Raw genomic sequence first — 26,446 nt, 5'->3', positions numbered from 1 at the left:
ATCTAATCAGTTGCGCCACTCAATAAGCCCGCAACCTAGGCAGGAACAGCCCTAACACGCGATTTTAAAGCGCTCCGCAGCGTGCACCATTTACAGAATCACACGATAGAAAGGCCTTGCTTGCAGGCAGAAAAATACTCGGGCCAATCACTTGGTAGGCCCTATCATTCAACGTCCCATGACTTTGCCGAGAACCTGAAATGCGCATTTTGGTCACCGGCGGTGCCGGCTTTATCGGTTCGGCCCTGATCCGCCATCTGATTCGGGATACCGAACATCAGGTGTTCAATCTCGACAAACTGACCTACGCCGGCAACCTCGAATCGCTGGCCTCCGTTGCCGATAGCAATCGCTACGACTTTGCCCAAGGCGATATCGCCGACAGCGAACGGGTCAGCCGGATACTCGCTGAGTTCCAACCGGACGCCATCATGCACCTGGCCGCCGAATCTCACGTCGACCGCTCCATCGATGGGCCCGCCGCGTTCATCCAGACCAATATCGTCGGCACCTATGCCCTGCTGGAGGTAGCTCGCGTCTACTGGCAGGCATTGCCCGAGCCTCGTCGCGGTGAGTTCCGCTTTCACCATATTTCGACCGACGAGGTCTACGGTGATCTGCACGGCGCCGACGACCTGTTTCGTGAAGACACCCCTTACGCACCCAGCTCACCCTACTCGGCCAGCAAGGCGGCCTCCGATCACCTAGTGCGTGCCTGGCAGCGCACCTACGGCCTGCCCGTGCTGATCACCAACTGCTCGAACAACTATGGCCCCTATCACTTCCCGGAGAAATTGATCCCACTGGTGATCCTCAACGCCCTTGAAGGTAAAGCCCTGCCGGTTTACGGCAACGGCCAGCAGGTACGCGATTGGCTCTACGTGGAAGACCACGCCCGTGCCCTGCTCAAGGTAGTCAGCGAAGGCAAGGTCGGCGAGACCTACAACATCGGCGGGCACAATGAGCAGAAGAACCTCGACGTGGTGAAAGCGATCTGCGCCCTGCTCGAAGAACTGGCGCCCGGCAAACCCGCCGGGGTCACCCGCTACGAAGAGTTGATCACTTACGTCAAGGACCGCCCAGGTCACGACCAGCGCTACGCCATCGACGCGGGCAAGATCCAGCGCGACCTGGGCTGGGTACCGGAAGAAACCTTCGCCAGCGGCCTGCGCAAGACTGTGCAGTGGTATTTGGCCAACCTCGACTGGTGTCGCCACGTACAAGACGGCAGTTACCAGGGACAGCGTCTCGGTTTACAGGAGTAAGACCATGAAAGGCATCATCCTCGCAGGCGGCTCTGGCACGCGCCTGCACCCCATTACACTTGGCGTCTCCAAACAGCTGTTGCCGATCTACGACAAACCGATGGTGTATTACCCACTTTCGGTACTGATGCTTGCCGGTATCCGCGAAATCCTGCTGATCTCCACCCCACACGATCTTCCGCATTTCAAGGCGCTACTCGGCGATGGCAGCCAGTTCGGCATTGAGCTGAGCTATGCCCAACAGCCATCCCCGGATGGCCTGGCCCAGGCCTTTCTGATTGGTGAAGAGTTCATCGGCGATGATGCGGTGTGCCTGATCCTCGGCGACAACATTTTTCACGGGCAACACTTCACCGAGAAACTCTTGCGCGCCGCTACCCAGGAGCAAGGCGCCACGGTATTCGGCTACTGGGTCAAGGATCCGGAACGCTTCGGCGTGGTCGACTTCGATGCAGCAGGCAATGCCCTGTCCATCGAAGAGAAACCGGCCAAGCCGAAGTCCAGCTATGCCGTTACCGGGCTGTACTTCTACGACAACGACGTGATCAGCATCGCCAAGGCCGTGCGGCCCTCCGTACGCGGCGAGCTGGAAATTACCGACGTCAACAACGCCTACCTGCAACGCGGCGATCTGCGGGTGGAGCGCTTCGGCCGTGGCTTCGCCTGGCTCGATACCGGCACTCACGACAGCCTGCTTGAAGCCTCGCAATACGTGCAGACCATCGAGCATCGCCAGGGTCTGAAGGTCGCCTGCCTGGAAGAAATCGCTTATCAGAATGGCTGGATCGACAAAGCCCAGTTGCTTTGCCAAGCCAAGCTGTTCGGCAAGACTGGCTACGGCCAATACCTGTTTCAGTTGGCCGGAGAACACCCATGAAGTGCACCCCCACTGCATTGCCTGAAGTGCTGATCCTCGAACCCCAGGTCTTCGGCGATAAACGCGGCTTCTTCTATGAAAGCTTCAATGCGCGCGCTTTTGCCGAGGCCTGCGGACTGCAACGCACCTTCGTACAGGACAATCACTCGCGCTCGCAGCGCGGCGTGCTGCGTGGCCTGCATTATCAGATCGAGCAGGCGCAGGGAAAACTGGTGCGCGTTATCCAAGGCGAAGTGCTGGATGTCGCTGTGGACATCCGTCGCAGCTCTGTGAACTTCGGCCAATGGGTAGGCGTACGCCTCAGTGCCGAAAACAGGCGCCAGCTCTGGGTTCCCGAAGGCTTTGCCCACGGCTTCGTCGTGCTCAGCGAGACGGCCGAATTCCTCTACAAGACCACCGACTACTACGCACCGACGCACGAGCGCTGCATACGCTGGGATGACCCGACACTGGCCATCGACTGGCAGTTCGATGGTTCGCCACAGCTGTCCACCAAGGACCAGGCCGGCAGCAGCCTGCACGACGCCGAGTTGTTCCCATGAAAGTCCTGTTGACTGGACGTAACGGCCAGGTCTCCCGCGCCCTGCAAAAACAGCTCGGCCAGGGCGTGGATTTGCAGGTGCTGGGGCAGGCGCAACTGGACCTTGGCGATACCGATGCCATTCGCCGTCAGGTTCGCGAACTGAAGCCTGATCTGATCATCAACGCCGCCGCCTACACCCTGGTCGACCGCGCGCAAAACGAGACCGAGCAGGCCTTCGCCATCAACGCCGTGGCCCCTGGCGTGCTCGCCGAGGAAGCCGCCAAGCTCGACAGCCCGCTGATCCATTACTCCACCGATTACGTTTTCGACGGCAGCAAAGCCACGCCTTACGACGAAGATGACATTACGCATCCCCTGAATGTCTACGGCGCCAGCAAACTGACCGGTGAAAACGCCATTCGCGCCGTGGCGGGCACACACTTGATCCTGCGTACCAGTTGGGTGTACTCGCAACACGGAAACAACTTTCTGCTGACCATGCAGCGCCTGCTGCAGGAGCGCGAGGAACTGCGGGTAGTCGACGACCAGATCGGCGCACCCACCTGGGCCGGCAGCATCGCCCAGGCGACAGCCGAACTGATCGGGCACTGGCGCAATGACCAGGCTGGCCCATGGGGCACTTACCACCTCAGCGCCCAGGGCGAAACGTCCTGGTTCGGCTTCGCCAGCGCGATCGCCGAACACCTCCGCACCGGAGGAGCTGCCTGCGCTCGCCTGCAGCCCATTCCCGGCAGCGCCTACCCAACCCCGGCACAACGCCCGCAGAACTCACGCCTGGACTGCACACGCCTGCAACGCGACTGGCGTATCCAACTGCCCGACTGGCGAGCGGCCCTGCGCGAATGCCTTAGCGAACCGAGCTAAGGCAACAAGAGTCCCGGCATTCTCATTCCGCATCAGCCCTCCACACGGGCGCGGTCCTGCAGCCAGTCCTGGCGCAGCAGGCCATAGTATGCCGAGTCGGACACGATGCCATCGACAATCCAGCGCTCGCGCAGCAGCCCTTCCAGGCTAAAGCCCATTCGCTCCAGCGCCTTGGCCGAACCGATATTCTGCGGATCGATTTCCGCCTCGATGCGATTCAGGTTCATCGCATTGAAGCCAAGCTCGATCAAGGCCGCAGAGGCCTCCTGGATATAGCCCGCACCCCAATACGACGCGGCAATCCCGAAACCGATCTCCGCGCGCCGTGAGCTCGGCGAGTGATCGAACAGCATGCATTTGCCGATCAACACATTGCTCTCCCTCAGGAAGATGCCAAAGCGCACCAGCTCTCCTGCGGCCCGCGCACGCCGGTCTTCGTCGATGAAAGCCTGCGCACAGGCAATGGATGCCCACGGCGGTGTGTTCCAGTACTGCATCACGCGCGGGTCCGAGAAAATCTCGAACAAGGCCGCCGCATCTGCTGGGACTAGTGGGCGAAGCGTCAGCCGCTGGGTGTCAATGTACTCATGGGTCATCACCCCTACCTCCTCGGTAATCAAAACGTGATGCGATACGTGCTCTGCACGAAGCCACTGTCGAACGCCCGGGTGCGCAGGTGCTCCAGCACGATGTCACGACCCGCATCGGCAAACAGGCTGATGCCCTGGCCGATCAGTATCGGAATGCGGGTAATCGTCAGCTCATTCAGCAGGCCGGCAGCCAGGAATGCCTGAATGACCTGCCCACCATCCACGTACACACCTTTGGCCCCCGCCTCTACCAGGGACTGCACCAGCGCATCCACCGGTCCGGCATGCAACGAAACGCCAGAGCGAAGCGCAACTGGAATGTCCTCGACGGATAAGGTGCGGCTCAGCACCACGACCCGGGTATCCGGGTACGGCCACTCGCCAAACGTCAGCACCTTCTCAAAGGTGTTGCGCCCCATGACCAGCGTATCGATACCGGCCATGTACGCGGCGTAACCATGGTCATCGTCCGACGTGGCGGCACTGAGCAACCAATCCAGGTCGCCATCGCTGCGCGCGATGAATCCGTCGAGGCTGGTGGCGATATAGACAGAAAATAACGCGCTCAAGATCGTTCTCCTGCAGAACACACCCTCCAGTTGGCGGGCAATAGCATAAGCAACCAACCGAACATCACTTCGGTCGACACATGAATGGATGTCGCAGCAATGCCTGCAAGGTTATCACCCAGGGGCCGCAAAGCCGCATCCCGCATTGACGAATTTCGTCCAGATTTACATCCACCTATTGGTTGATTAGCCTCCATATGTGAGAGGCAAGTATATATATTGATAAATTAAATCAATATATAGAGAAAACCCTTTTCCAGGGACTCCTGAACCTGCACTCATGCTCGTACCAGCCAAGACAACAACAAAGGTGAGAGACGTGAGAACAATAATGAAACGGCTCGTTCTACCCGGAGCAGCCGCAGTACTGGCGGTATCTGCCAGCGCCTACATGCCCAGCGCGACGGCGCTCAACTTCACCATCGGCGAGATCGAAGGACAGCTGGATTCGTCACTGTCCGTCGGCGCCAGTTGGGCCATGCGCAATCCCGATCCGGACTTCATCGGCTTCGCCAATGGCGGCCGTGGTGACTCGCGCACCACGGATGACGGGCGCTTGAACTTCAAGAAAGGCGAGGCCTTCTCGAAGATCTTCAAGGGCGTGCATGACCTGGAACTGAAGTACGGCGACTCCGGCATTTTCCTGCGCGGCAAGTACTGGTACGACTTCGAGCTAAAGGACGGTCACCAGCACCTGTACGACATCCAGGACAACGGCCGCCAGCGCGGGGCAAAGTCGTCCGGGATGCAATTGCTCGATGCGTTTTTCTATCACAACTATGAATTGGGCGACCTGCCCGGCTCGTTCCGTATCGGCAAGCAAGTGGTCAGTTGGGGAGGCAGCACCTTCATCAGCGGCGGCATCAACAGCATCAACCCCCTGGATGCCAACGCCCTGCGCCGCCCGGGTTCGGAGCTGAAGGAAGGGCTGCTGCCGGTCAACATGCTCTATGTCCAACAGACGCTGACCGACCAGGTCAGCATCGAAGGTTTCTACCAACTGGAGTGGGAAAACACCGTCGCCGACAACTGCGGCACCTTCTTCGCCAGCTCGGACATCGCAGCACAGGGCTGTAACGACCGCTACGTGATGAGTGGCGCCGATCAGGCACCCGGCCAGTCGGACAACTCGGGGATTAACGGCAACACCCTTTACCTGCCCCGTGGCCCGGATCGCAAGGCACGGGATAGCGGGCAATTTGGGGTGGCGGCGCGCTGGTTCGTGCCCGCGCTGAACGATACGGAGCTGAGCGCATACTTCCTGAATTACCACAGCCGCATGCCGGTTGGCGGCTCCACCATGACCACCGCGAACCCCTTCACCAGCCCGGCATTCGGCGCACGCTCAGCCACCTATTTCCTCGAATACCCCGAGGACATTCGCCTCTACGGCGTGAGTTTCAACACCTCCGTAGGGACGGCGTCGGTAGAGGGCGAGTTCAGTTATCGCCCCAATATGCCACTGGCCTTCGACGACCTTATCTACGCCACCTTGCGCCTGGCCCCCGTGGTGCCGAGCGCAGCCCCCAACTCGGGAATTCCGGGCGACTCCATCAAAGGTTATGTGCGCAAACCCGTCAGCCAGGCGCAGTTCAGCGTGACCCAGACCTTTGACCAGGTGCTGGGGGCCAGCCGCATGGCCCTCATCGGCGAGGTCGGCTACAACCACATCTCGGGCATTTCCGAGGGCAAGTCCGGGGCGTTGCGCTTCGGCCGGGCCAGCCCTTACGGACCTGGCGAGTACTACGACGCCAACGGTCAAGACCTGTGCCGCGCGATGCTCAGCGGTCGACCGGAGTACTGCAACGACAAAGGCTTCTTCACCCGCAACTCCTGGGGTTATCGGCTGCGCAGCAGCCTGACCTACAACGGCGTGATCGGCGGCCTGGACCTGACGCCCAGCGTGGCCTTTTCCCATGACGTGGATGGCTACGGGCCGAACTTCAACGAAGGCAGCAAGGCCATCAGTCTCGGCCTGAGCGCCAAGTACCTGAACAACTACGAAGTCAGCCTGAGTTACACCGACTACTTCGGCGGCGACTACAACACCGCCATCGACAGGGACTTCCTGAGCGCCAGCTTTGGCGTGACTTTCTGAGGACTTATTCCATGCATCCAACCACCCACACACTGTGCGCCTTGTTGGCATGCCTGCCGCTGTCGATTGGTACGGCCCTCGCCGCGGTCGATGCCAGCCAGGCAGCCCAACTCGGCAAGAACCTGACGCCAGTGGGCGCCGAGCAGGCTGGCAATGCCGACGGTACGATCCCGGCCTGGACAGGTGGCCTCCCCACCAACGCCGGCAAGGTGGTGGACGGCTTCCGCCAGGATCCGTTCGCCGATGAGCAGCCGTTGTTCGTCATCACGGCGCAGAATCTGGAGCAGTACAAGGAGCGCCTTACACCCGGTCAGCTTGCCCTGTTCACCCGCTACCCGAGTACCTACAGAATCCCGGTCTACCCCTCGCACCGCAGCATCGCCTGGCCAGCCGGCTATTACGAGATCGCCCGGCAAAACGCCACGCGCACCACCCTGATCGAGGGCGGCAACGGGCTCATGGACTACAGCAGTCCACTGGCTTTCCCGATCCCACAGAACGGCCTGGAAGTGCTGTGGAACCACATCACCCGCTACCGGGGCGGCAGCTATGAGCGGGAAACCACGACCTTCATGACCACCCCGTCAGGTGATTACGCGTGGAAAACCGAACGCGACCGCCTGGCCTACAGCGAGCAATTGAGCGACTACAACCCGGCCAAGTCGAAGAACATCCTCTACTACTTCACCTCGATCAACGTGGCCCCCGCGCGAGACGTCGGTAACGTGCTGCTGGTGCATGAAACACTCGACCAGGTGAAAGAGCCGCGCATGGCCTGGCAGTACAACTCCGGCCAGCGCCGTGTACGCCGGGCACCGCAGGTGGCGTACGACAGCCCCGGTCCAGGCAACCTGCGCACCAACGACCAACTCGACATGTTCAATGGCTCGCCCGACCGCTATGAATGGAAATTGCTGGGCAAGCGGGAGCTCTACATTCCCTACAACAGCTTCCGCCTGGCCGACCCCCGCACGCCCTATACGGAGCTGGTCACACCGGGGCACATCAATCAGGACAAGACCCGCTATGAATTGCACCGGGTGTGGGAAGTGGTCGCGACCCTCAAGCCTGGCGAGCGCCACGTTTACTCCAAGCGCCATCTGTTCATCGATGAAGACAGCTGGACAATCGTCGAGGCGGATCATTACGACAGCCGTGGCGCGCTCTGGCGGGTATCGGAAAACCACATCCTGCCGCTCTACGACGCCCAGACCGAAATATCGGCCGGAGAAATGACCTACGACCTGACCTCGGGGCGCTACATCGCCAACGGCCTGTTCAACCAGGTGAAGAACGCCTACCGCTTCGGCCTCAAGGCCAAGACGTCGGACTTCACACCTGCAGCACTGCGCAACATCGGCATCCGCTAACCCGTCCGGCACGGCCACGCTACGGCGTGGTCGTGCCCAGGGCCCGTTGACGTTCCGATATGGAGGCCGGATCGAGGCAATGGCGGACACTGCAACTGGTGGGCTAAAGCCCCCCTACTCGGGGGTATAACTCTGTAGGGTGGGCTTTAGCCCACCAATCGGCGTGTCATGAAACGCAAAGTCGAGCGTCCGCAATTGCCTCAAGGACGCCCATTCGAGGGCTGGATTGGAAATCCATTTCCATCCGGCTCCGTGAGCTAAGAGCGAAACGCCAACCCCCCTAGAAGCCAGCTCACGGCCATCAGTCCGGCAGAATGCCGACGTATTTGGCGCGCGGCCGCACCAGGCCCTGGTGGTGATATTGCTCACTGGCGTGCGCCAGCCAACCGATTGCCCGGCCAATACCGGCCAAGGCGATTTCCTGCCCGACCAGCCCCAGCTTCCTGCCCACGAAGGTGAGCAGCAGAATGAAGTCCACAGGTTGCTGCACCACCTCCTCAGCCACTTCAGCGGCTTTCAGCAAGCGCTTGAACTCCTCGTCTCCCCGGAACACCTCGCTCAGGGTTGCCATCAGGCTCATGGCCCGCGGGTCGATCACGCCGTGCACGTTGCTGCCAAAGCCCGGCAACGCCTCGCCCTGGCGAAAGCGCTGCAGCACCGGCATGGCCGGATCACGCGCACTGCACACCTCCTCCAGAAAGCGGGTGACGATTTCACTGCGGCCATAGCTGATACGCCGGCCCCGGAACGAGGCCAGTCCGGTAATGGCAGCGTAGTAGGGTGAAACACCCGTATTGGCAGCCGCCCTGACCGTGAACGCGGACGGGTCCAGTTCGTGGTCCACGGAGAGAATCAGCACACGCCGAATAAGATCCTCGAAGGCGCCATCCACCCCGCAGGATTGCGCGATGAACTGGTGCAACGGACGCACATCCGGCCCATCCGCCCCTACGACCAGGGCGGCAAACCAGCGCACGACATCCACGCTGGTCCGGGCATAGCCCTCCTTCGACAGGTCATGGGCCTTGGGGTTTTCATTCTCCACCAGGGGGAACAGCGCGATGGCCTTCTCCGCCGAGCTGGCGCCATTGAACAGTTTGAGCAACGCCGAGGCCGACTTGGGGCGGCGCGGCAGGTTGTCATCAAACACGCCAGGCACCTGCCACATCAGCTCGGCAACGTCTTCCACGCTGGCGCTCTGAACCAGATCGAGCACGTCCTGGCCACGGTAATAGAGCCCCTGCTCGGTCAGCAGGGTAATGGCACTGGTTGCCGCGACCCGTTGCAACTCCGCCAAGCCGCCGCTGCCTTCCGCAGCGGATTTGCCCTTTGCCAGGCGCTCGATATCGGCGGCCCAGTAACGTCGGCTGCGCGAGCCGTCAACCTTCACCGAGCGGATGTTCTTGCGGCTCACATAGGCATAGAGCGTGGGCAGGCTAATACCCAGTTGTTGGGCAGCCTGCTCGGCAGACAGGTACAGGTCGTCTTCGAAACCATCCATTTTCGGCCCCACAAGTTGATGAAAATCGTACAGATTTTATTTTGCATAGCGGTCGTATACCTTGCCGAAACAATGACACACAAGCATACATTGATCAATGTATTGCCTCCCAAGGAGACGGCTGTGGAAATACGCGTATTGGCACCCAACGGTGCAGTTGGATCGGGCTTCAAGGAGGCCTCGCTCGAACGCGGGCTGGCACTCGCGCCGCACGTCATCGCCTGTGACGCCGGCTCGACCGATTCAGGCCCCGCCTACCTTGGCAGCGGCAAGGCCAAGCTGTCCCGCGAGGCCTGCAAGCGTGATCTACGCCTGCTGCTCAAGGGCCGCGACAGACTCGATGTGCCGCTGATCATCGGCTCATGCGGCACCAGTGGTTGCGATGCCGGCGTGGACTGGATGGCGGAGATCGCCAATGAAATCGCCCAGGAGGAAAACCTGCACTTCCACCTGGCCCTGATCTACGCCGAGCAGGACGAGCGCTACCTGAAACAACGGCTGGAAGAAGGGCGCATTCATCCGCTCAACCCTGCTCCCGCATTCGATGACAGCGTCATCGAGCGCAGCACCATCGTCGGCATGATGGGCACCGAACCCCTGTCGGCAGCGCTCGATGCAGGGGCCAACGTGATCCTCGCCGGGCGCGCCAGCGACTCGGCGCTGTATGCCGTCGTGCCCGAGCGACTGGGCGCCCCACGTGGGCTAGCCTGGCATGCAGCCAAGACCATCGAATGCGGCGCCGCCTGTTGCGTACCCCCGGCGGCCGACGGCTTGATGGCCTACATCCGCGACGACCATTTCGAGATCGAACCGCTGGACCTGAACGCCCGGGTGACCCCCCTCTCGATTGCCGCCCATACCCTGTATGAAAACGCCAACCCGTTCCTGCTTACCGAACCCTCCGGCACGGTAGACACCGAACATGCCACCTATACCGCAACCAGCGAACGCAGCGTGCGCGTCAGTGGTTCGGCATTCATTCCGGCAGAGACCTACACCATCAAGCTGGAGGGGTCAGAAATGGTCGGCTACCAGACCGCCGTGATCGGCGGCATCCGCGACCCGAAGATCTTTCTGGCCCTGGAGTCGCTGCTGCCCATGGCCCAGCAGTATTTCGCCACACGCATTGCCGAACTGTTCGGCGACACGCTCAAGCCCAGCGACTACGACATCCACTTCCGCACCTATGGCCGTGGCGCGGTGATGGGCCCGCTGGAGACCGACAAGAAGACCGTCCCCACGGAGGTCGGCATCCTCATCACGATCACCGCCCCCACCCAGGAACTGGCCACCAAGATCGCCAGCTTCGTCAGCCATGTCAGCGCCCACCTCCCGGTGCCCGGCTACGACGGCCTGATCAGCACCATCGCCTACCCCTTCTCGCCACCCGAGGTGCCACGCGGGGCGGTCTACCGCTTCTCCGTCAACCATGTACTGGCGCCGGACACCCCACTGGAAATGTTCCGTACCGAGATGGTGGAGATCTGACCATGACCACGATTGCCCAACTGTGCAGCCTGATCCGCTCGAAAAACGCCGGACCGTTCGTCCTGACCTTCGACCTGATGTTCACCAACCGTGACAACTACGCCCGGGTCAAACGCGCGCAACCCATTACCAAGGCCTTGCTGGCCGAGCTGTACAAACAGGATGAAGCAGATATCACTCTCGTCTACCACGACCAGGCGCTGGCCATCAAAGTCTCGTTCCCCCGGCCCATCTTCCAGGGCGAACTGCACGACAGTGACTGCTATGGCGGGCAGCAATATGTGCCGCTGATGTCCATCGTCGTGGCGGAATAAACCTGCCTCAAACGCGCCACGGCGCCACACCCATTACAACAAGGACAACACTATGGCCTGGGTCGGTTTCGGCATGGTCGCCACCTTCATTTACCTGATCATGAGCAAGCGCCTGTCTGCCATCGTCGCGCTGATCCTGGTTCCCGTGGTCTTCGCCGTCGCCAGCGGCTTCGGCAGCGAAACGGGCGACATGGTGCTCGCGGGCGTCAGGCAGCTAGCGCCCACGGCCATGATGCTGATGTTCGCCCTGCTGTTCTTCGCCGTGATGTACGACGCCGGCCTGTTCGAACCCGTGACACGGCGTATCGTCCACGCCGTGGGCAATGATCCGCTGAAAGTGGCCGTTGGCTCCGCCCTTCTGTCCGCGCTCATTTCCCTGGATGGCGACGGCTCGACCACGGTGCTGGTCGTGGTCACCGCCATGCTGCCGGTCTATCTGCGCCTGGGCATGAACCCGCTGATTCTGGCCACGCTGATCCTGCTGACCAATACCAGCATCAATCTGGTGCCCTGGGGCGGCCCGACGGCACGCGTGGCCAGCGCGCTTCATCTGGACGCCATGGACGTCTTCATCGGCCTGGTGCCCGTGCTGCTCGGCGGCCTGGTATTCGCCTTCGCCACCGCCTTCTGGCTGGGTCTCAAGGAGCGCAAACGACTGGGCTGGACGCCCTCGAATACGGCCAACGCACGCATCGACGTCGCCACACTGAGCAAACCCCATCATCGGCCAAGGCTGATCTGGGTAAACCTTGCCCTGACCCTGGGGCTGGTCGTGGCCATGGGTGCCCAACTTGGCCCACTGCCCGTGCTGATGATGGTGTTCTTCGCCCTCGCCCTGGTGATCAACTACCCTCAACTGGCCGAACAGAAGAAACGCATCGCCGCCCATGCCGATAACGTACTGAGCGTGATCTCGCTGATCTTCGCTGCAGGCGCATTCACCGGCATCCTCACCGGCACCGGCATGGTCGATGCGATGTCGGCCAAGTTCATCGCCGTGATTCCCGATTCGGCCGGCCCCTACATGGCCACCATCACCGCATTCGCCAGCCTGCCATTCACCTTTGCCATGTCCAACGATGCGTTCTTCTTCGGCATCGTGCCGATCCTGGCGAAAAGCGCTGCACTGTACGGGGTCGATCCCCTGCACATCGCACGTGCCTCGGTACTCGGCCAACCCGTGCATGCCTTGAGTCCGCTGGTGGCCGCGGGTTACCTGATGAGTGGCCTGCTCAATCGAGAGGTCGGCGACCTGCAGCGCTTCTGCCTGAAATGGGCAGTCGCTTCGTCACTGGTGCTGATTCTGGTCGCCATTACGCTGGGCGTTATCTCCTAGGACCTGCTCCTCGCTCATCCACCCTTCCGTCGACGCGACGTCGGATGAGTTTTGCCGCCCCTAATCGGGCGGCTTTTTTATCAGCAGCGCCTGCACATCCTCGCCGGACTAACCGGCACCACCATTCGTGTCGCGGCATCGGACACCTCCTGCACAGTGTGCAGGGGTAGCACTTGTCCGCCCCTGCTCTGGCTGAACTGCACCCCACGCCACAGCGTGACGGTGCATAATGCCGGCAACAACCGAACCCACTTCCCGACAGCTCACCTCACGGTGCGCGTGCCCATTGGTGGGTTTCGAGCATTTCCCCTGGCTGCGTGCGCGGCCTGACACCGACAGCTGACTGCATGAACCCGAGCCCACCCCATCGCCGCCCCCGCTGGCGCAGCCTCGCCCTGCTGGCCCTGCTGCTCGCCCCGCTGTTGTGGCCGCTGCAGCAGTTGGCCGAGCGCTATTACCGCGATGAACTGGTACAGCAGAACCGTCAGACCCTCGACCTCTATGTGGCCAACCTGCTCGGCACGTTGCGCCGCTTCGAGGTGCTGCCGCCGATCCTCGGCGACTTGCCCAGCCTGCGCGGCGTGCTGCTCAACCCGGACGACGATGAAGCCGTGACGCGGGCCAACTACCTGTTGCAACAGGTGCGCGAACAGACCGGTGCCGACCAGATCTACCTGATGGATGCGCAAGGCGTTACCCGCGCCGCCTCCAACCATGATCAACAAGACAGCTTCATCGGTCGCGACTTCACCTTCCGCCCTTACTACCAGGCCGCCCGTGACGGTCGCCTGGGGCGCTTCTTCGGGCAGGGCACCACCTCGCACAAGCGCGGCTACTATTTCGCAGCCGGTGTGCGTGAAGGCGAACGCAAGCTTGGCGTACTGGTACTCAAGGTCGACCTCGACTACACCGAGCGCCTCTGGGGCAACACGCCCGAGCAACTGCTGGTCACCGATGCCAACGGCGTGGTCATCCTCACCTCCAGCCCGCAATGGCGCTTCCATGCGACCCGCCCGCTGACCCGGCAGGAACTGGCGCGTATCGCCGCCGACCAGCCCTACCCGACGCTGCATCCACGGCCGTTGTACTTCGACGACAACCAATGGCTGATGCAAAGCCGTGAACTGGCGGAAACCGGCTGGACGGTCAGCCTCCTCGCGCCACGCAGCCTGGTCGAGCGGCCCGTACAGAATGTGCTGGCCATCGGCGGCGCCAGCCTGCTGGTCCTGCTTCTGCTGCTCGGCCTGATGCTGCAACGCCGGCGCCACTACCTGGAGCGCATTGCGGTCGACGCGCGGGCCAAGCGTGATCTGGAGATCCGCGTGCTGGAGCGCACCCGCGAGCTGGAAACCCTCAACACCCGCCTCAAGGACGAAGTGCTCGAGCGCGAACACGCACAACAGGAGCTGGTCCGCACCCAGGACGACCTGGTCCAGGCCGGCAAGCTCACCGCCCTGGGCACCATGTCAGCGAGCATCAGCCACGAGCTCAACCAGCCGCTGGCTGCCATTCGCAGCTACGCCGACAACGCCGGTGTATTGCTCGACCATCAACGCACCGAAGACGCCCGTGGCAATCTCCGGCAGATCAGCGAACTCACCGGGCGCATGGCCTCGATCATTGCCCACCTGCGGGCCTTTGCCCGGCGTGATCGCCACGCCCCGGAAAGCGTGGCCCTGCAGCCGGCGCTGGATGATGCCCTGGCCCTGCTGGCCAAACGACGCCGCGCCATGGACGTGGAATTGATCCGCGACCTGCCTGATGCGACGCTGTGGGTCCAGGCCGGCGAAACCCGCCTGCGCCAGGTGCTCGGCAACCTGCTGGCCAACGCCCTCGATGCCCTGGGCGAACGGGCGCAGCCACGGCGCCTGTGGCTGAATGCCGAACAGCGCGACGACGGCGTGTACCTGACCCTGCGCGACAACGGCCCCGGCTTTTCCGCTAACGCCCTGGCCCATGCCCGCGAACCCTTTTTCACCACCAAGACCAGCACCCAGGGCCTGGGCCTCGGGCTGGCCATTTGCGAAACGCTGATGCGCGCCTTGGGCGGCGAGCTGCTGCTGGCCAACCACCCCAGTGGCGGCGCGCAGATCACCCTGTTCCTGCGTAACGCAGCGCCGGGCGCGAATCTGGAATCTGCCGAGGATTACCTGCATGAATGACCCCATCGACAGCTGCACCCAGGTCCTGCTGATCGACGACGACCCGCACTTGCGCCAGGCCCTGAGCCAGACGCTCGATCTCGCCGGCTTCAAGGTACAGACCCTCGCCGATGCCAAGGGCCTGGCTTCACGCATCGCCAGCGACTGGCCCGGCGTGGTGGTCAGCGACATCCGCATGCCCGGTATCGACGGCCTGGAACTGCTGCGCCAATTGCATGACCAGGATGCCGACCTGCCCGTGCTCTTGATCACCGGCCACGGCGATGTGCCACTGGCCGTGCAGGCGATGCGTGACGGCGCTTACGACTTCCTGGAAAAACCCTTCGCCAGCGAGGCCCTGCTCGACAGCGTACGACGCGCTGTGGAAGTACGCCGGCTGAAACTGGAGAACCGCAACCTGCGCCTGGCCCTGACCGACCGTCAGCAACTCGGCGCTCGACTGATCGGCCAGTCCGCGCCGATGCTGCGCCTGCGCGAGCAGGTGGGCGCGCTGGCGGCGATCAACACCGATGTGCTGATTCTCGGCGAAACCGGGGCCGGCAAGGAGGTGGTGGCGCGCGCCCTGCACGACCTGTCGGCCCGCCGCAAAGGCCCGTTCGTCGCCATCAATGCCGGCGCCCTCGCCGAGTCGGTGGTCGAAAGCGAGTTGTTCGGCCATGAGGCCGGCGCCTTCACCGGCGCGCAGAAACGCCGCATCGGCAAGTTCGAGTTCGCCAACGGCGGCACGCTGTTCCTCGATGAAATCGAAAGCATGAGCCTCGATGTGCAAGTCAAACTGCTGCGCCTGCTGCAGGAACGTGTGGTCGAGCGCCTGGGCGGCAACCAGCTGATTCCGCTGGACATCCGGGTGATCGCCGCGACCAAGGAAGACCTGCGCGGCGCCGCCGACCAGGGACGCTTTCGCCCCGACCTGTATTACCGGCTGAATGTCGCGCCGCTGCGCATTCCGCCCCTGCGCGAGCGTGGCGAAGACATCCTTCTGCTGTTCCAGTACCACGCCGAAACCGCCGCGCTGCGCCATGGCCTGCCGGTACGCGAACTGTCCACCAGCTTGCGTGCACAACTGCTCGGCCACGCCTGGCCCGGCAATGTGCGCGAGCTGCAGAACGCCGCCGAGCGCTTCGCTCTGGGCCTGGACACCGGGCTCGACCAGCCCGGTGAGGCCAGCGTCATCGTCAGCACCGGTGCCGGCCTGAGCGATCAGGTCGAAGCCTATGAACGCGCCCTGATCAGCGCAGAAATGAGCAAGTCGCACAACTCTCTGCGCAGCCTGGCCGAAGCCCTCGGTATCGCTCGAAAAACCCTGCACGACAAACTGCGCAAACACGGCCTGGACTTCGCCGGCAGCAGTAACGACGACAACGACTAGTTGATGAAACTGGCAAGGCCACACGTGACTTGCCAGTCATACTTCGCGTCAACCTCGGTATCCCGATTCTTTTGAGTCGCCACCCGGCATAGGCCGTCTGGCCGGTGGAGCCCGTTGCTACTGCGCAATTCCCTCATGTGCACAGGCGCGCCCACCCGGCCCTACGCGAAAGTCGCTTGTAGGAGTTGCGTGTAATGTCTCGACTACCCGTCATCGTCGGTTTCGGTGGCTACAACGCCGCGGGCAGAAGTTCGTTCCACCATGGTTTCCGCCGTACGGTGCTCGAATCCCTCGACAGCGAGGCACGTCAGCAGACCCTCCTCGGCCTGGCCGTGATGATGAAGCTGGTGCAGGTGGTCGACGGCCAACTGGTCAGCCACGACGGCGAAGCCCTCACCCCGGCCGACGTCGAAGCGCGTCACAGTGCAGAGATTCTTGCCGGCACCCTGGTGCGACGAATCGAGAAACGCTACCTCGACGTCGACGCTGCCCACTGGCAAAAGAACCTCTCGGTCAGCCAGGCGCGCTTCACCACCCTGCGCAAGCAACTTCCCGAGCCGCTGCCAGCCAACTGGAGCGTGGCCGACGTGGATGACACTCAGGTCGAAGTCACCCTGCACGACAGCTGCGACTTCAAGGTCGACAGCTACCGCGCCCTGCCGGTGAAATCCGCCGGCCAGTTGCCCAGCGGCTTCGAACTGGAAGAGTTGTACAACGCCCGCTTCCATCCGCGTGGCCTGCAACTGGCGGTAATTGCCTCTACCGACGCCCTGCGTTCCACCGGCCTGCCCTGGCAGCAGATTCTCGAACACGTGCGCCCTGATGAAGTGGCCGTATTCGCCGGCAGCGCCATGAGCCAGCTCGACGAAAACGGCTTCGGCGGCATGATGCAATCGCGCCTCAAGGGCGGCCGCGTCACCGCCAAGCAGTGCCCGCTGGGCCTCAACACCATGCCGGCCGACTTCATCAACGCCTACGTGCTGGGCAGCGTCGGCACTACCGGCAGCGTTACCGGCGCCTGCGCCACCTTCCTCTACAACCTGCAGAAGGCCATCGAAGTCATCGGCAGCGGCCAGGCCCGTGTGGTACTGGTCGGCAACAGCGAAGCGCCGCTGACCCAGGAATGCATCGACGGTTACGGCGCCATGGGCGCACTGGCCACCGAGGAAGGCCTGCGCAAGGTCGGCGGTCAGGATGAGGTCGACTTCCGCCGGGCCAGCCGTCCATTCGGCGACAACTGCGGCTTCACCCTGTCCGAGTCGGCGCAGTTCGTGGTGCTGATGGACGACGAACTGGCCCTCGAACTGGGTGCCGATATCCACGGCGCGGTGCCGGATGTGTTCATCAATGCCGATGGCTACAAGAAATCGATTTCCGCCCCCGGTCCCGGCAACTACCTGACCCTGGCCAAAGCCGTGGCCAGCGCCACCCAATTGCTCGGTGCCGAGTCCGTACGCCAGCGCAGTTTCGTTCACGCCCATGGCTCCAGCACCCCGGCCAACCGGATCACCGAGTCGGAACTGCTCGACCGCATCGCCACCGCCTTCGCCATCGACAGCTGGCCGGTCACTGCGGTCAAGGCCTTCGTCGGCCACTCATTGTCCAGCGCCAGCGCTGACCAGGTGATATCCGCCCTCGGTACCTTCCGCTACGGCATCCTGCCGGGCTTGAAGACCATCGACCAAGTCGCCGACGACGTGCACCAATCGCACCTGAGCTTCAGCACCCGCGACCGCCAGCTCGGCACACTGGACGTCAGCTTCATCAACTCCAAAGGCTTTGGCGGTAACAACGCCACCGGCGTGATTCTCGCCCCGCACGTGGTCGAGCGCATGCTGCGCAAGCGCCACGGCGAAGCAGCTTTCGCCGCCTGGCAAGAACGCCGTGAGCAGACCCGCAGCGCCGCCAGCCAGTACGACCAGAACGCCGCACACGGCCAGTTCGACATCCTCTACAACTTCGGCCACGACCTGATCGACGACCAGCAATTGCAGATCGACGAACACCAGATCAACGTGCCTGGCTTTACCCAACCGCTGATCTACAAGAAGGACGAGCGCTTCAGCGACATGGTCTGACCGCCCGCGTCGATCTACACCATAAGGTGCGCATCGCGCACCCTACCGATGGTTCCGGTTCAGTGGAATGTTGGTCACGGTGTAGGCCACCAGCTTTTCCAGGCTGGTTTCGAGGTTTTCCCTGGCCGTTTCGAGCGTCAGCTCCGGGGCGAGTGGCGCTTCGTACGGCGCACTGATTCCGGTGAACTCCTGCAGCTCACCGGCACGCGCCTTGCGGTACAGCCCCTTGGGATCACGCGCCTCACAGGCTTGCAGGTCGGCGGCGATATGAATCTCGTGGAAGGCCTGGCGGCAAGCCTGCCTGGCCCGTGCCCGATCCTCGCGATAGGGCGAGATAAATGCGCTGATGCACAGCAAACCGGCATCGGCGAACAAGGCCGCAACCTCGCCCACGCGCCGGATATTCTCGCTGCGGTCTTCTGGGCTGAATCCCAAGTTGGCATTAAGCCCCCGGCGCAGGTTGTCGCCATCCAGCACATAGCAGGAATAGCCAAGCGCGGTGAGCGCCTGCTCCAGCGCCATGGCCAAGGACGACTTGCCGGAGGCGGAAAGCCCGGTCATCCACAGCACAGCGCCACCATGGCCGTAGTGCCCCTGGCGATCCTGGGCACTCAGCCCATGCTTAACGGCGGTGAGGTTGTTGCTCATCGTTGCGAGTCCGAACAGGGAAGTGGGTCGTTGAGAAAGCCTGGCCACAGGCGCTGCCAATCACCGTCATGGGCCAGGCCCGGCACTAGGTGCACGTGTACGCAGCGGCCGCCGCTGGCCTTGATAAATCGCTGCGCGATGTCGAGCGGCACGACCGTGTCATCACCGCCGCTGTAATGAACCTGAGCGAGCCCGGACAACCTGGGCGCCACGTCGATGGCATTCAGCGACTCTGGCATTGCGGATACACGGTGTATGCGGTTGACCTCGTCCATGTCCAGGTTGCCGGCCACCGTCCGTAGCGAGACGACATCGTCGCGTCGCGCCGCGATCAGTGCAGCAACCGCAGCACCGCCCGAGAAGCCAACCAGATGGATCGGCTGCCCCGGAACGCGCTTGGCATAATGGCTGACGGCCTGGTTCATCGCCGCAATGACCGACTCGGCAAAGCGCTTGCCGGTCCAGTAGGCCATTGTGCACTGCGGGTTGGCGCTCATCGGTGTGAACTGGCAAGGCCGCGCCAGGTACAGCACATTGCTGGCCGGGTCGGCCGTGGCCAGTGCCAGGCCAACGGCCTTGCGCGGAGTCGGGTCCAGCGAGGGTTGCGTGCGCGTGCGCCAGGCGAAGCCGTCGCCTTCGATATAAACGGTGAGCGGCTGGTCCGGCCGGGTGAGGCGGTAGAAGCTGGTCAGCACGAAACCGTCTGTCTGCACCAACGCCCGCTGCATCCCCGCAGCCTCGGCGCGGGCTTCGGCCTGCTCGTTCAGTTGCAGCGACTCAGCGGCGCAGCCGCCCAGCAACGTCAGCAGCAGGACGCCTGCCAACCTGCCGACAGCGCTACGCATCATGTTTTTTCAACCAATTGGCGCAACGCCAGGGCCATGCTCGCCAATGGTGCCTGCCATTGATCCGGCGCCTGCTGGCGGAACAGCCGCAGGCTTGGGTACCAGGGTGAGTCGTCACGCTCAAGTAACCAGCGCCAGCACGGTACATAAGCCAGCATGACCCAGGCCGGCCGGTTCAATGCGCCCGCCAGGTGAGCGGGGCCGGAGTCGACCGAAATGGTCAGATCGATCAGCGTCATGATGGCCGCGGTGTCTTCGAAGTCGACGATCTCGTCGCTCAACGAAACCAGTGACATGCCCGCCGGCGGCGTGAGCGCCTGGGTACTGGCCGGGCCTTTCTGCAACGCCAGAAAGGTCACGCCCGGCTGCGCCAGCGGCGCCAGGTCAGCAAGCGTCATCGAGCGGCGGCAGTCGTTGCTATGGGTGGGTCGCCCGGCCCAGACCAGGCCGACCAGCGGTCTGGGGAGATCAGCCAGGCGGGCACGCCACTTTTCCACCCGCTGCGGGTCGGCGCTGAGGTAGCCAACGCTGCCCGGCAGGTCGCTCAGTTGCAGGTTAAGCGCCAGCGGCAGGCTCATCAGCTCGCAGTGAAAGTCGAACGTCGGCGGCAGTTCGCCGTAGGCGATGACATCCTCGTGCCCCAGCATGCGCTGCGCCAACCCGAGGCAGTCCGGGTTGACCGCAAAGACCACCCGGCCGCCGCAATTCTCCCGCACCCAGCTCACCATACGCATGAACTGGAAGGTATCGCCGAAGCCCTGTTCATCGTGGATCAGCAGGGTCTTGCCGGGAATCGCCTGCCCCTGCCAACGCGGGCGCTGGACCCTGCGCGCTATCGCTTGCGTGTGCTGTTGCTCGTAGCGAAAGCGGTACTGCTGCCAGCCCCGGCTGAAGTCGCCAAGCAGCAACAGCGTCTCGGCCAGGTCGAAGCGGGCCGCCATATTGCTCGGCAGGTTCTGCACGATCATGTCCTGGATCGCCAGGGCCTCGCCAATCCGCCCTTGCAGACGCACGGCCCTGGAGAGCAAGTGCCAGAGGCTGAGCGGACCGCTACCCGAGGCCAAGTGCTGACGCATCAACGCCTCAAGCGCGACCGGCTGATTAGCATTGAGCAGAGCCAGGCCCTGTTGTTCGAGTTGGGCGAGGTTCATGGTTTGGCGACACCCAATGCAGCCAGCAGGGGCCCGAGATGTTCGGCATGGGCATGCCAGCGCCCCTTGGACGTGCGGTAGATCGGCTGGCGCACCTGCGTGGTGCTGGCGGTGCGCACCACCCGCTCGGTGCTGTGGAAATCCAGACACGCTGCATCCCAGGGCAGGCCGATGAATTCCAGCAGACGACGCGCCTGGCCTTCGAGGTCATCGACCACGGCCTCATAGTCGACCTCGATAAAGCGCTCCGCCGGCAGCACGCGGCGCAGGTGCGCCATCAGCGTCTGATAATCGCGATGGAACTGACCCAGCTCGGTCTGGTTGTAGCTGAACCGCTGCTCGCCGCCGAACTGCTTGCTGTAGCACGACAGGCAGGTGTCCACCGGATCACGGCGGCAATGAATGATGAAGGCACCTGGCAAAATCAACGGAATCAACGCGGCATAGAAAAAGTTGGCGGGCATCTTGTCCACCAGCCGCGACTTGCCTCGGGCCAATGGCTCGACCGCGGCCAGGTAGTCTGCGCCGATACCCTGCAGGTCTAGCGCTGCTCCATGCGCCGGGTTGCCGGGGAATGGCCCACGGGCTTCGATGACAAGGCGCAGGGCGGCCAGTTCGCCAGCCCCCTGAACCTCCGGATGCGAGGCAAGAATCTGTTCGATCAGGCTGGTACCCGAGCGCGGCATACCCAGCACGAAAACCGGCAGCGCCGAGCCATTGCGACTCGCTGCCGGACGCGTGAAACGCTCGGCGGGGAATGCCGCGATGATTTCCCGCACCCACTGGCCAGTGGCCTTGGCATCGTAATCAAAGGTAGCGCGTTTCAGGCCATTGCCCGCGTCCAGATGGACAAAGGCCCGGGCCGAGTCGGCCGTGTCGAGGTAAGCCTTGCCGAGGGCAAAATGCACTGCCAGGCGTTCATTCAAGGCCAGACACCGGGGGCCGGCGAGCAGCGCCTCCATGGCGGCGATATCGCCATCGCCAGTACGGTATTTCTTACTGTCGCTACGCGCGACCAGTGCCTGGAAGGAGTCAGGGAATGCCTTCAGGGCCCTATCGAAATAGTCATTGGCCTGGTCCGCCCGGCCGAGTTCCAGGAACAGCGAGGCGCTGGCCAACAACGCCTGCTCGGCCTGCACACCGGGTAACCCGGCGGCTTGTTCGTAGTGGCGCAGGGCTTGCTCATGCTGCTCGAGTGCCTGGAGTACCAGCCCCAGATCAAAGTGGGCCTTGGCATTTGCCGGGGCCAGGTCGACCGCCTGCCTGGCACAGACCAGGGCCTCCTCCAGACGCCCAAGCCTTTTCAGGACCAGGGCACGAGCGCTCAGCCCGGCGACGTACTGGGGCGCGAAGCTCAGCAGGGCATTGAGCCAGTGCAAGGCTTGTGCGTGGTTCAGCCGTGCGCTTTCGGCTTCGGCGAGGTTGAGGTAGGCATCGGCGAACTGCGGATTGAGGTCGATGGCCCGCCGGGCACTTTGCGCAGCCAGTTCGAACTGGCCCTCGGACGTCTGCAGAAAGGCCAGGTTGCTATGGGCCTCGGCATAACCTGGGTCCAGGGCCAGGGCCTGCTGATAATGACTGGCAGCCAGCTCCAACTGATAGAGGCGCCGGTAAGTGTTAGCTAGATTGTTGTGAGTGAGGGCCGACTCGGGCTCCATCGCCAGTGCTCGTTGCAAGCATTCGCGGCTGTATTCCAGCTGCCCGCACTCCTGCAGGATGATGCCCAGGTTGCTCCAGCCAGCCAACAGTTCAGGGTCACGTGCCACAGCTCGTTCGCCCGCTTGCCTGGCCTCGTCGAGCAGACCTTGTTGCCGGCACATCTCGGCCAGATTGCTCAGGTGGTTGGCCGAGGCATGCTCGCCTTGGCAGGCCTGGCGCAGCAGCTCGATGGCAAGGTCGGGTTTGCGATAGGCATGGGCGATCACCGCCAGCAGATTAAGAGCATCCGGCTGATTCGGCAGCGCCGCGAGAATCTGTCGGCACCAGTGTTCAGCCTGTTGCGCCTGCCCGGCATTCCAGTGTGACTGGGCCAGGGTAAGAGCCTGTTCGAGGGTGAGATCCGTTGGTGGGGAATCGGGAGCGTCGCTCATTCAGACTCTTCAAGAAATTGGGGCTGGGGGACAGCCGACTGTACGTAAAAAAAACCAGAGCGGCACCTGTGAAAACGCCCATTTGCACGGCTGCGCAAATGGGCGTTGAACCGCGTGTGCCTACGCGCGTTAGAAGTTCCAGCGCGCTTGCAGGTTGCCGGTGTTGGCGGTGTAACCGCTGCCAGCTTCCAGGGTGTAGCGGGCGGCCAGGCTCAGGCGGTCGCTGCGCACCAGGGTCACGCCGAGGTTCAGCACGCCGGTGTCGTTGATCGCCGACGGGCCGTTGCTGGCGAAGCTGGTTTCCCCGGCAACATCCGCCGCGAAGTTGGCCACCGAGCGCAGACCTTCGTCGCGGAACTCATGACGCCAGGTCAGTTGCGCAACCGGAGTCAGCTCGCCATAGGTGGTCGCGAACGAGCGCTCCAGCTTGACGCCCAGGTCACTTTTCAGTGAGTCGATATCAGTCGATTTGATGTGCAGCGCCGCGCCGTTGCCACCCTTCTCGGTGTAGCTGTCGAGCTTGAGGGTGCTGTAGGTCAGGCCGGCAATCGGCGTCAGCGTGGTGCTCGAACCCAGGTCGATCGGGTAGCCGGCCTGTGCGGCAGCCAGGTACTGCATGCCGTCGTAGCTGCCCTTGGCGGTGCCGTTAAAGCCGACGATGTCGATCTCGCGCTTGCTGCCGTACTGATGCTGCACGGCACCGGCCGACAGGTTCAGGTACCACGGGTTGGCGGTGTAAGTGGCGTAGGCGATCAGGCCGTAGGAGTCGACATCTGCCGAGCTGTGCTTGTTAGCGCCATCGTTGTTCACCGAGGTGTTGGCGTAGCTGAACAGACCGCCAGCACGCCAGCTGTCGTTCAGTTGCGCATCGGCACCGAGCAGCATGCCATGGTAGTTGGCGTGGTAGCCGGCGATGTCTTCGCGTTCATCCTGGCGCGAGGAACCACCAAAGGCCTGGCCCCACAGGCCGCCCGTGTTGCCTTGCTCGCCGCTGGCGATGCCGCTGGAACCGTTGCCGGCCTGGGCCGTGCGCAGGCTGTCCATATGGCTGCTGGCGACTTCAAACACTTGCTGGGTCGAACCGGTGGACGCCGTGGCCGCCGCCGATGCGGTCGACGTCGGGCTCAACTGGGCGCCACCGTTGTTGCCGGACGAACCCAGGGCCGCACCGGCGCGAGCCAGGTTCATCAGTTGTTCGTCGGTGCCCTGGTACTGGAACAGGCCGCCCAGGGAGGAGCGCGCATCGCGGGTGGTCGCGCCATTGATGGCATTGCTCGAGCTGCCGACGACGGTCAGCACCAGGCCATTGGCACCGGGGTTGCCACTGAGGGCAACGTTTTCGCCGGTCAAGCGCAGGCCGTTGGCGGCCAGGGTGTAGTTGAGCGTGTTTTCGTTGAACTCGGAGCTGGCGCCATCAGTGGCACCGATAACCAGATAGCGCTGGCCCTGGGCAAAGGCGTAGGTGCTGCCGGTCTTGGTCAGGCCGACACTGGTGCCGGAGGTGAGCGTTACCGCCCCATTGACATACAGACGTCCATACCCGCCATCGAAGGCAGGGTTACCCGTGGCTTGCGCGTTATCGGCGACCCCGAACACCAGGCCGGCACCGGCAGCCTGGGTGTAGTTGCCCCAGAGGGTGATGTCATTGTTGATCTGCAGCGTGGCACCGTTGTTCATCACGGAATAAAGAGTGCCAAGGCTGCCGGCGTTGGTGTCGACGACCTCAATATTGTCGTTGAGCAACAGCTTGCCGGTGTTGAACAGCACATTGCCGTTGCGGTTTTGGATAAGGCCAACATCCTGTGCGGAAATCGAGCCATTGGAACCGGTCAGCACACCAGCGATCGTACCGCTGGCGCCGTTGATGATCAGATCATCGCTTGTCTCGTTGATGATCTTCCCGGCAATGGTCCCCGAGTTGTTGATGGGGCCCAGCACGCCGCCATTCCAGATAGCCACCTCATCGCTGCGGATCAGCCCGCTGTTGTTGAGTGTGCCAATGGTGCCATAGGCTTCATTGTAAATAGCGGTACTGGCGCCGCTGATGGTGCCGCCGGCATTGTTGATCAGGGTGGAGATATGGCCGCCATAGGTGTTACTGATACCAACGGAGCCTCCATCGATTAGACCGCTGTTGATGAGCGCACCGATGGTGCTCCCGGCGTTTTGGATGGCGGCTTCGTCGCCCTGGATGGACGCCCCTGCGTCGTTTAGCAGCAGGCCGATGATGCCGTATGCCGAGCCTTGGTTGTAGAGGCCGAATTGCTCACCAACGATCAGATTGGTGTTGTGCAGGCTCCCTATCGATCCCGAGTTATGGATCCCCTTGCTCTGGGAACCTTGGGCACTGATGGTGCCATCGTTGGTCAGGCTGTAGAGGGTGCCGGCGAATTCGTTGCGAATGCCTACGGCGCCAACACTGGAACCGCCGGTTTGCGTACTGCGGATGGTGCCATTGTTGTCCAAGGTCATGATTAGACCGTTGTTCGAAACACCTGCACCGCCCAAGGCTATGGCAGAGCCTGAGGTGCTTGTGCTGCTCTGGATCAGGCCGTCATTGATCAGAGCACTGAGGGTTGCGTTATTGGCGTTTAACAGGCCAATACCCACGTTGTGGGTGCCGGCTGGAATAGTCAGATTGCTGCCGATGGTGCCAGTGCTGGTGTTGTGCAGTGTGTTGATGACGCCCGCGTTGAGGATGCCAGTGCCGCCTGGTACAGAGCCGTTACTGCTTGAGGTGATGGTGCCCGAGTTGGTCAGGACAGTGATGGAGGTGTTGTTGTCAATGCCGCTCGCGTTGCCATTGATGCGGCCGCTGTTGTCGATCGAACCCACCGAACTGATAAGGGAGTTGAGGACAATGGCACTGCTGTAGTAGTTGTTGGCCTCAATGACGCCGGTGCTGGTATTGATGATTTTGTCGATGCGGGTGACCGCATTCTGCTGGTTGGCGATGGCGTGGGAATCAGCACTGATGGTGCCGCTATTGCTCAGGATTCCGAGTTGCGGGCCAATGACGGTGACACCTAGTGTGCTGCTGAAACTCGTGATTGAGCCACCGGGGAGCACCGTCAGGTTGCCATCTGTCCAGTTTACCCCCCCAGTTGGGGCACTGATGATTTGGTCGCCCGGGGTTGCGGCGGCAAAGCTATTGGCCAACGTCGCGGCGACGGCGACGGCCAGAATGGTTTTGCGCCCGGGTGACAGGCGCGTGTTGTGTAGGTTGCTCATGATAATCCCTGCTGAAGTTCCTGAAAGTGCTGCTGCCGGCTGTCTTCTTATGGTTG

At 62.6% G+C, this 26,446-nt stretch carries 20 protein-coding genes; 12 read left to right on the top strand and 8 right to left on the bottom strand.

Annotated elements, in window-relative coordinates; translation table 11 throughout:
- Window positions 1–200: 200 nt before the first annotated feature.
- Genes rfbB through rfbD form a run of 4 tightly spaced genes read left to right on the top strand, consistent with a single transcriptional unit; the run spans window position 201 to window position 3,550 of the window.
- On the top strand, window positions 201–1,265 hold the full coding sequence (gene rfbB, locus ACWPW0_RS01855) for a dTDP-glucose 4,6-dehydratase (protein WP_447588426.1): 1,065 nt from the start codon (window positions 201–203) through the stop codon (window positions 1,263–1,265).
- 4 nt (window positions 1,266–1,269) lie between these two features.
- A complete protein-coding gene (gene rfbA, locus ACWPW0_RS01850) occupies window positions 1,270–2,142 on the top strand; it encodes a glucose-1-phosphate thymidylyltransferase RfbA (protein WP_454254263.1) in 873 nt (290 codons plus the stop codon).
- Window positions 2,139–2,684: a dTDP-4-dehydrorhamnose 3,5-epimerase gene (rfbC, locus tag ACWPW0_RS01845; RefSeq protein WP_454254262.1), complete on the top strand. Its 546-nt coding sequence runs from the start codon at window positions 2,139–2,141 to the stop codon at window positions 2,682–2,684. The genes rfbA and rfbC overlap by 4 nt, the downstream gene beginning before the upstream one ends.
- Entirely contained in the window at window positions 2,681–3,550 is an 870-nt protein-coding gene (gene rfbD, locus ACWPW0_RS01840) for a dTDP-4-dehydrorhamnose reductase (RefSeq protein WP_454254261.1), read from the top strand. The genes rfbC and rfbD overlap by 4 nt, the downstream gene beginning before the upstream one ends.
- Window positions 3,551–3,582: 32 nt before the next feature.
- On the opposite strand, the gene ACWPW0_RS01835 is transcribed toward rfbD, so the two are convergent.
- Both ACWPW0_RS01835 and ACWPW0_RS01830 read right to left on the bottom strand, forming a co-directional pair.
- Window positions 3,583–4,146 (bottom strand): GNAT family N-acetyltransferase, encoded by a 564-nt coding sequence (locus ACWPW0_RS01835; RefSeq protein ID WP_454254260.1) that lies wholly within the window; start codon window positions 4,144–4,146, stop codon window positions 3,583–3,585.
- 20 nt (window positions 4,147–4,166) lie between these two features.
- Window positions 4,167–4,709 (bottom strand): dihydrofolate reductase family protein, encoded by a 543-nt coding sequence (locus tag ACWPW0_RS01830; protein ID WP_454254259.1) that lies wholly within the window; start codon window positions 4,707–4,709, stop codon window positions 4,167–4,169.
- 331 nt (window positions 4,710–5,040) lie between these two features.
- On the opposite strand from ACWPW0_RS01830, the gene ACWPW0_RS01825 reads away from it, so the two are divergent.
- Window positions 5,041–6,807 carry a DUF1302 domain-containing protein gene (locus ACWPW0_RS01825; protein ID WP_454254258.1) on the top strand — a complete coding sequence of 589 codons (1,767 nt, stop codon included), beginning with the start codon at window positions 5,041–5,043 and terminating at the stop codon, window positions 6,805–6,807.
- An 11-nt stretch (window positions 6,808–6,818) separates the two neighbouring features.
- Window positions 6,819–8,177, top strand: coding sequence for a DUF1329 domain-containing protein (locus tag ACWPW0_RS01820; RefSeq protein WP_454254257.1), 1,359 nt, complete (start codon window positions 6,819–6,821; stop codon window positions 8,175–8,177).
- 301 nt (window positions 8,178–8,478) lie between these two features.
- On the opposite strand, the gene ACWPW0_RS01815 is transcribed toward ACWPW0_RS01820, so the two are convergent.
- Window positions 8,479–9,678: a citrate/2-methylcitrate synthase gene (locus ACWPW0_RS01815; protein ID WP_454254256.1), complete on the bottom strand. Its 1,200-nt coding sequence runs from the start codon at window positions 9,676–9,678 to the stop codon at window positions 8,479–8,481.
- Between the two features lie 123 nt (window positions 9,679–9,801).
- On the opposite strand from ACWPW0_RS01815, the gene ACWPW0_RS01810 reads away from it, so the two are divergent.
- The 6 genes from ACWPW0_RS01810 to ACWPW0_RS01785 all read left to right on the top strand — a co-directional run bounded on the left by ACWPW0_RS01810 (window position 9,802) and on the right by ACWPW0_RS01785 (window position 18,425).
- A complete protein-coding gene (locus ACWPW0_RS01810) occupies window positions 9,802–11,166 on the top strand; it encodes an acyclic terpene utilization AtuA family protein (protein WP_454254255.1) in 1,365 nt (454 codons plus the stop codon).
- Between the two features lie 2 nt (window positions 11,167–11,168).
- Window positions 11,169–11,480 carry a DUF4387 domain-containing protein gene (locus ACWPW0_RS01805; protein ID WP_447588407.1) on the top strand — a complete coding sequence of 104 codons (312 nt, stop codon included), beginning with the start codon at window positions 11,169–11,171 and terminating at the stop codon, window positions 11,478–11,480.
- Between the two features lie 52 nt (window positions 11,481–11,532).
- Entirely contained in the window at window positions 11,533–12,816 is a 1,284-nt protein-coding gene (locus ACWPW0_RS01800) for a CitMHS family transporter (RefSeq protein WP_454254254.1), read from the top strand.
- Between the two features lie 347 nt (window positions 12,817–13,163).
- Window positions 13,164–14,978, top strand: coding sequence for a sensor histidine kinase (locus ACWPW0_RS01795; RefSeq protein WP_454254253.1), 1,815 nt, complete (start codon window positions 13,164–13,166; stop codon window positions 14,976–14,978).
- Window positions 14,971–16,347, top strand: coding sequence for a sigma-54-dependent transcriptional regulator (locus ACWPW0_RS01790; protein ID WP_454254252.1), 1,377 nt, complete (start codon window positions 14,971–14,973; stop codon window positions 16,345–16,347). The genes ACWPW0_RS01795 and ACWPW0_RS01790 overlap by 8 nt, the downstream gene beginning before the upstream one ends.
- Window positions 16,348–16,541: 194 nt before the next feature.
- Window positions 16,542–18,425 (top strand): beta-ketoacyl synthase, encoded by a 1,884-nt coding sequence (locus ACWPW0_RS01785; protein WP_454254251.1) that lies wholly within the window; start codon window positions 16,542–16,544, stop codon window positions 18,423–18,425.
- A 42-nt stretch (window positions 18,426–18,467) separates the two neighbouring features.
- Here ACWPW0_RS01785 and cysC read toward each other — a convergent pair whose 3' ends face one another.
- From cysC to ACWPW0_RS01760, 5 genes are all read right to left on the bottom strand, one after another.
- On the bottom strand, window positions 18,468–19,073 hold the full coding sequence (gene cysC / locus ACWPW0_RS01780) for an adenylyl-sulfate kinase (protein ID WP_454254250.1): 606 nt from the start codon (window positions 19,071–19,073) through the stop codon (window positions 18,468–18,470).
- Window positions 19,070–19,921: an alpha/beta hydrolase gene (locus ACWPW0_RS01775; protein ID WP_454254249.1), complete on the bottom strand. Its 852-nt coding sequence runs from the start codon at window positions 19,919–19,921 to the stop codon at window positions 19,070–19,072. The genes cysC and ACWPW0_RS01775 overlap by 4 nt, the downstream gene beginning before the upstream one ends.
- Window positions 19,918–21,069, bottom strand: coding sequence for a glycosyltransferase family 9 protein (locus ACWPW0_RS01770; protein ID WP_447588395.1), 1,152 nt, complete (start codon window positions 21,067–21,069; stop codon window positions 19,918–19,920). The genes ACWPW0_RS01775 and ACWPW0_RS01770 overlap by 4 nt, the downstream gene beginning before the upstream one ends.
- Complete coding sequence (locus ACWPW0_RS01765; protein ID WP_454254248.1) at window positions 21,066–23,159, bottom strand: sulfotransferase; 2,094 nt, start codon at window positions 23,157–23,159, stop codon at window positions 21,066–21,068. The genes ACWPW0_RS01770 and ACWPW0_RS01765 overlap by 4 nt, the downstream gene beginning before the upstream one ends.
- Before the next feature lie 129 nt (window positions 23,160–23,288).
- Window positions 23,289–26,390 (bottom strand): autotransporter domain-containing protein, encoded by a 3,102-nt coding sequence (locus ACWPW0_RS01760; protein ID WP_454254247.1) that lies wholly within the window; start codon window positions 26,388–26,390, stop codon window positions 23,289–23,291.
- Between the last annotated feature and the right edge of the window lie 56 nt (window positions 26,391–26,446).

Source organism: Pseudomonas sp. Marseille-Q8238, assembly GCF_965111915.1.
This window is presented reverse-complemented; position numbering and strand designations above follow the sequence as displayed.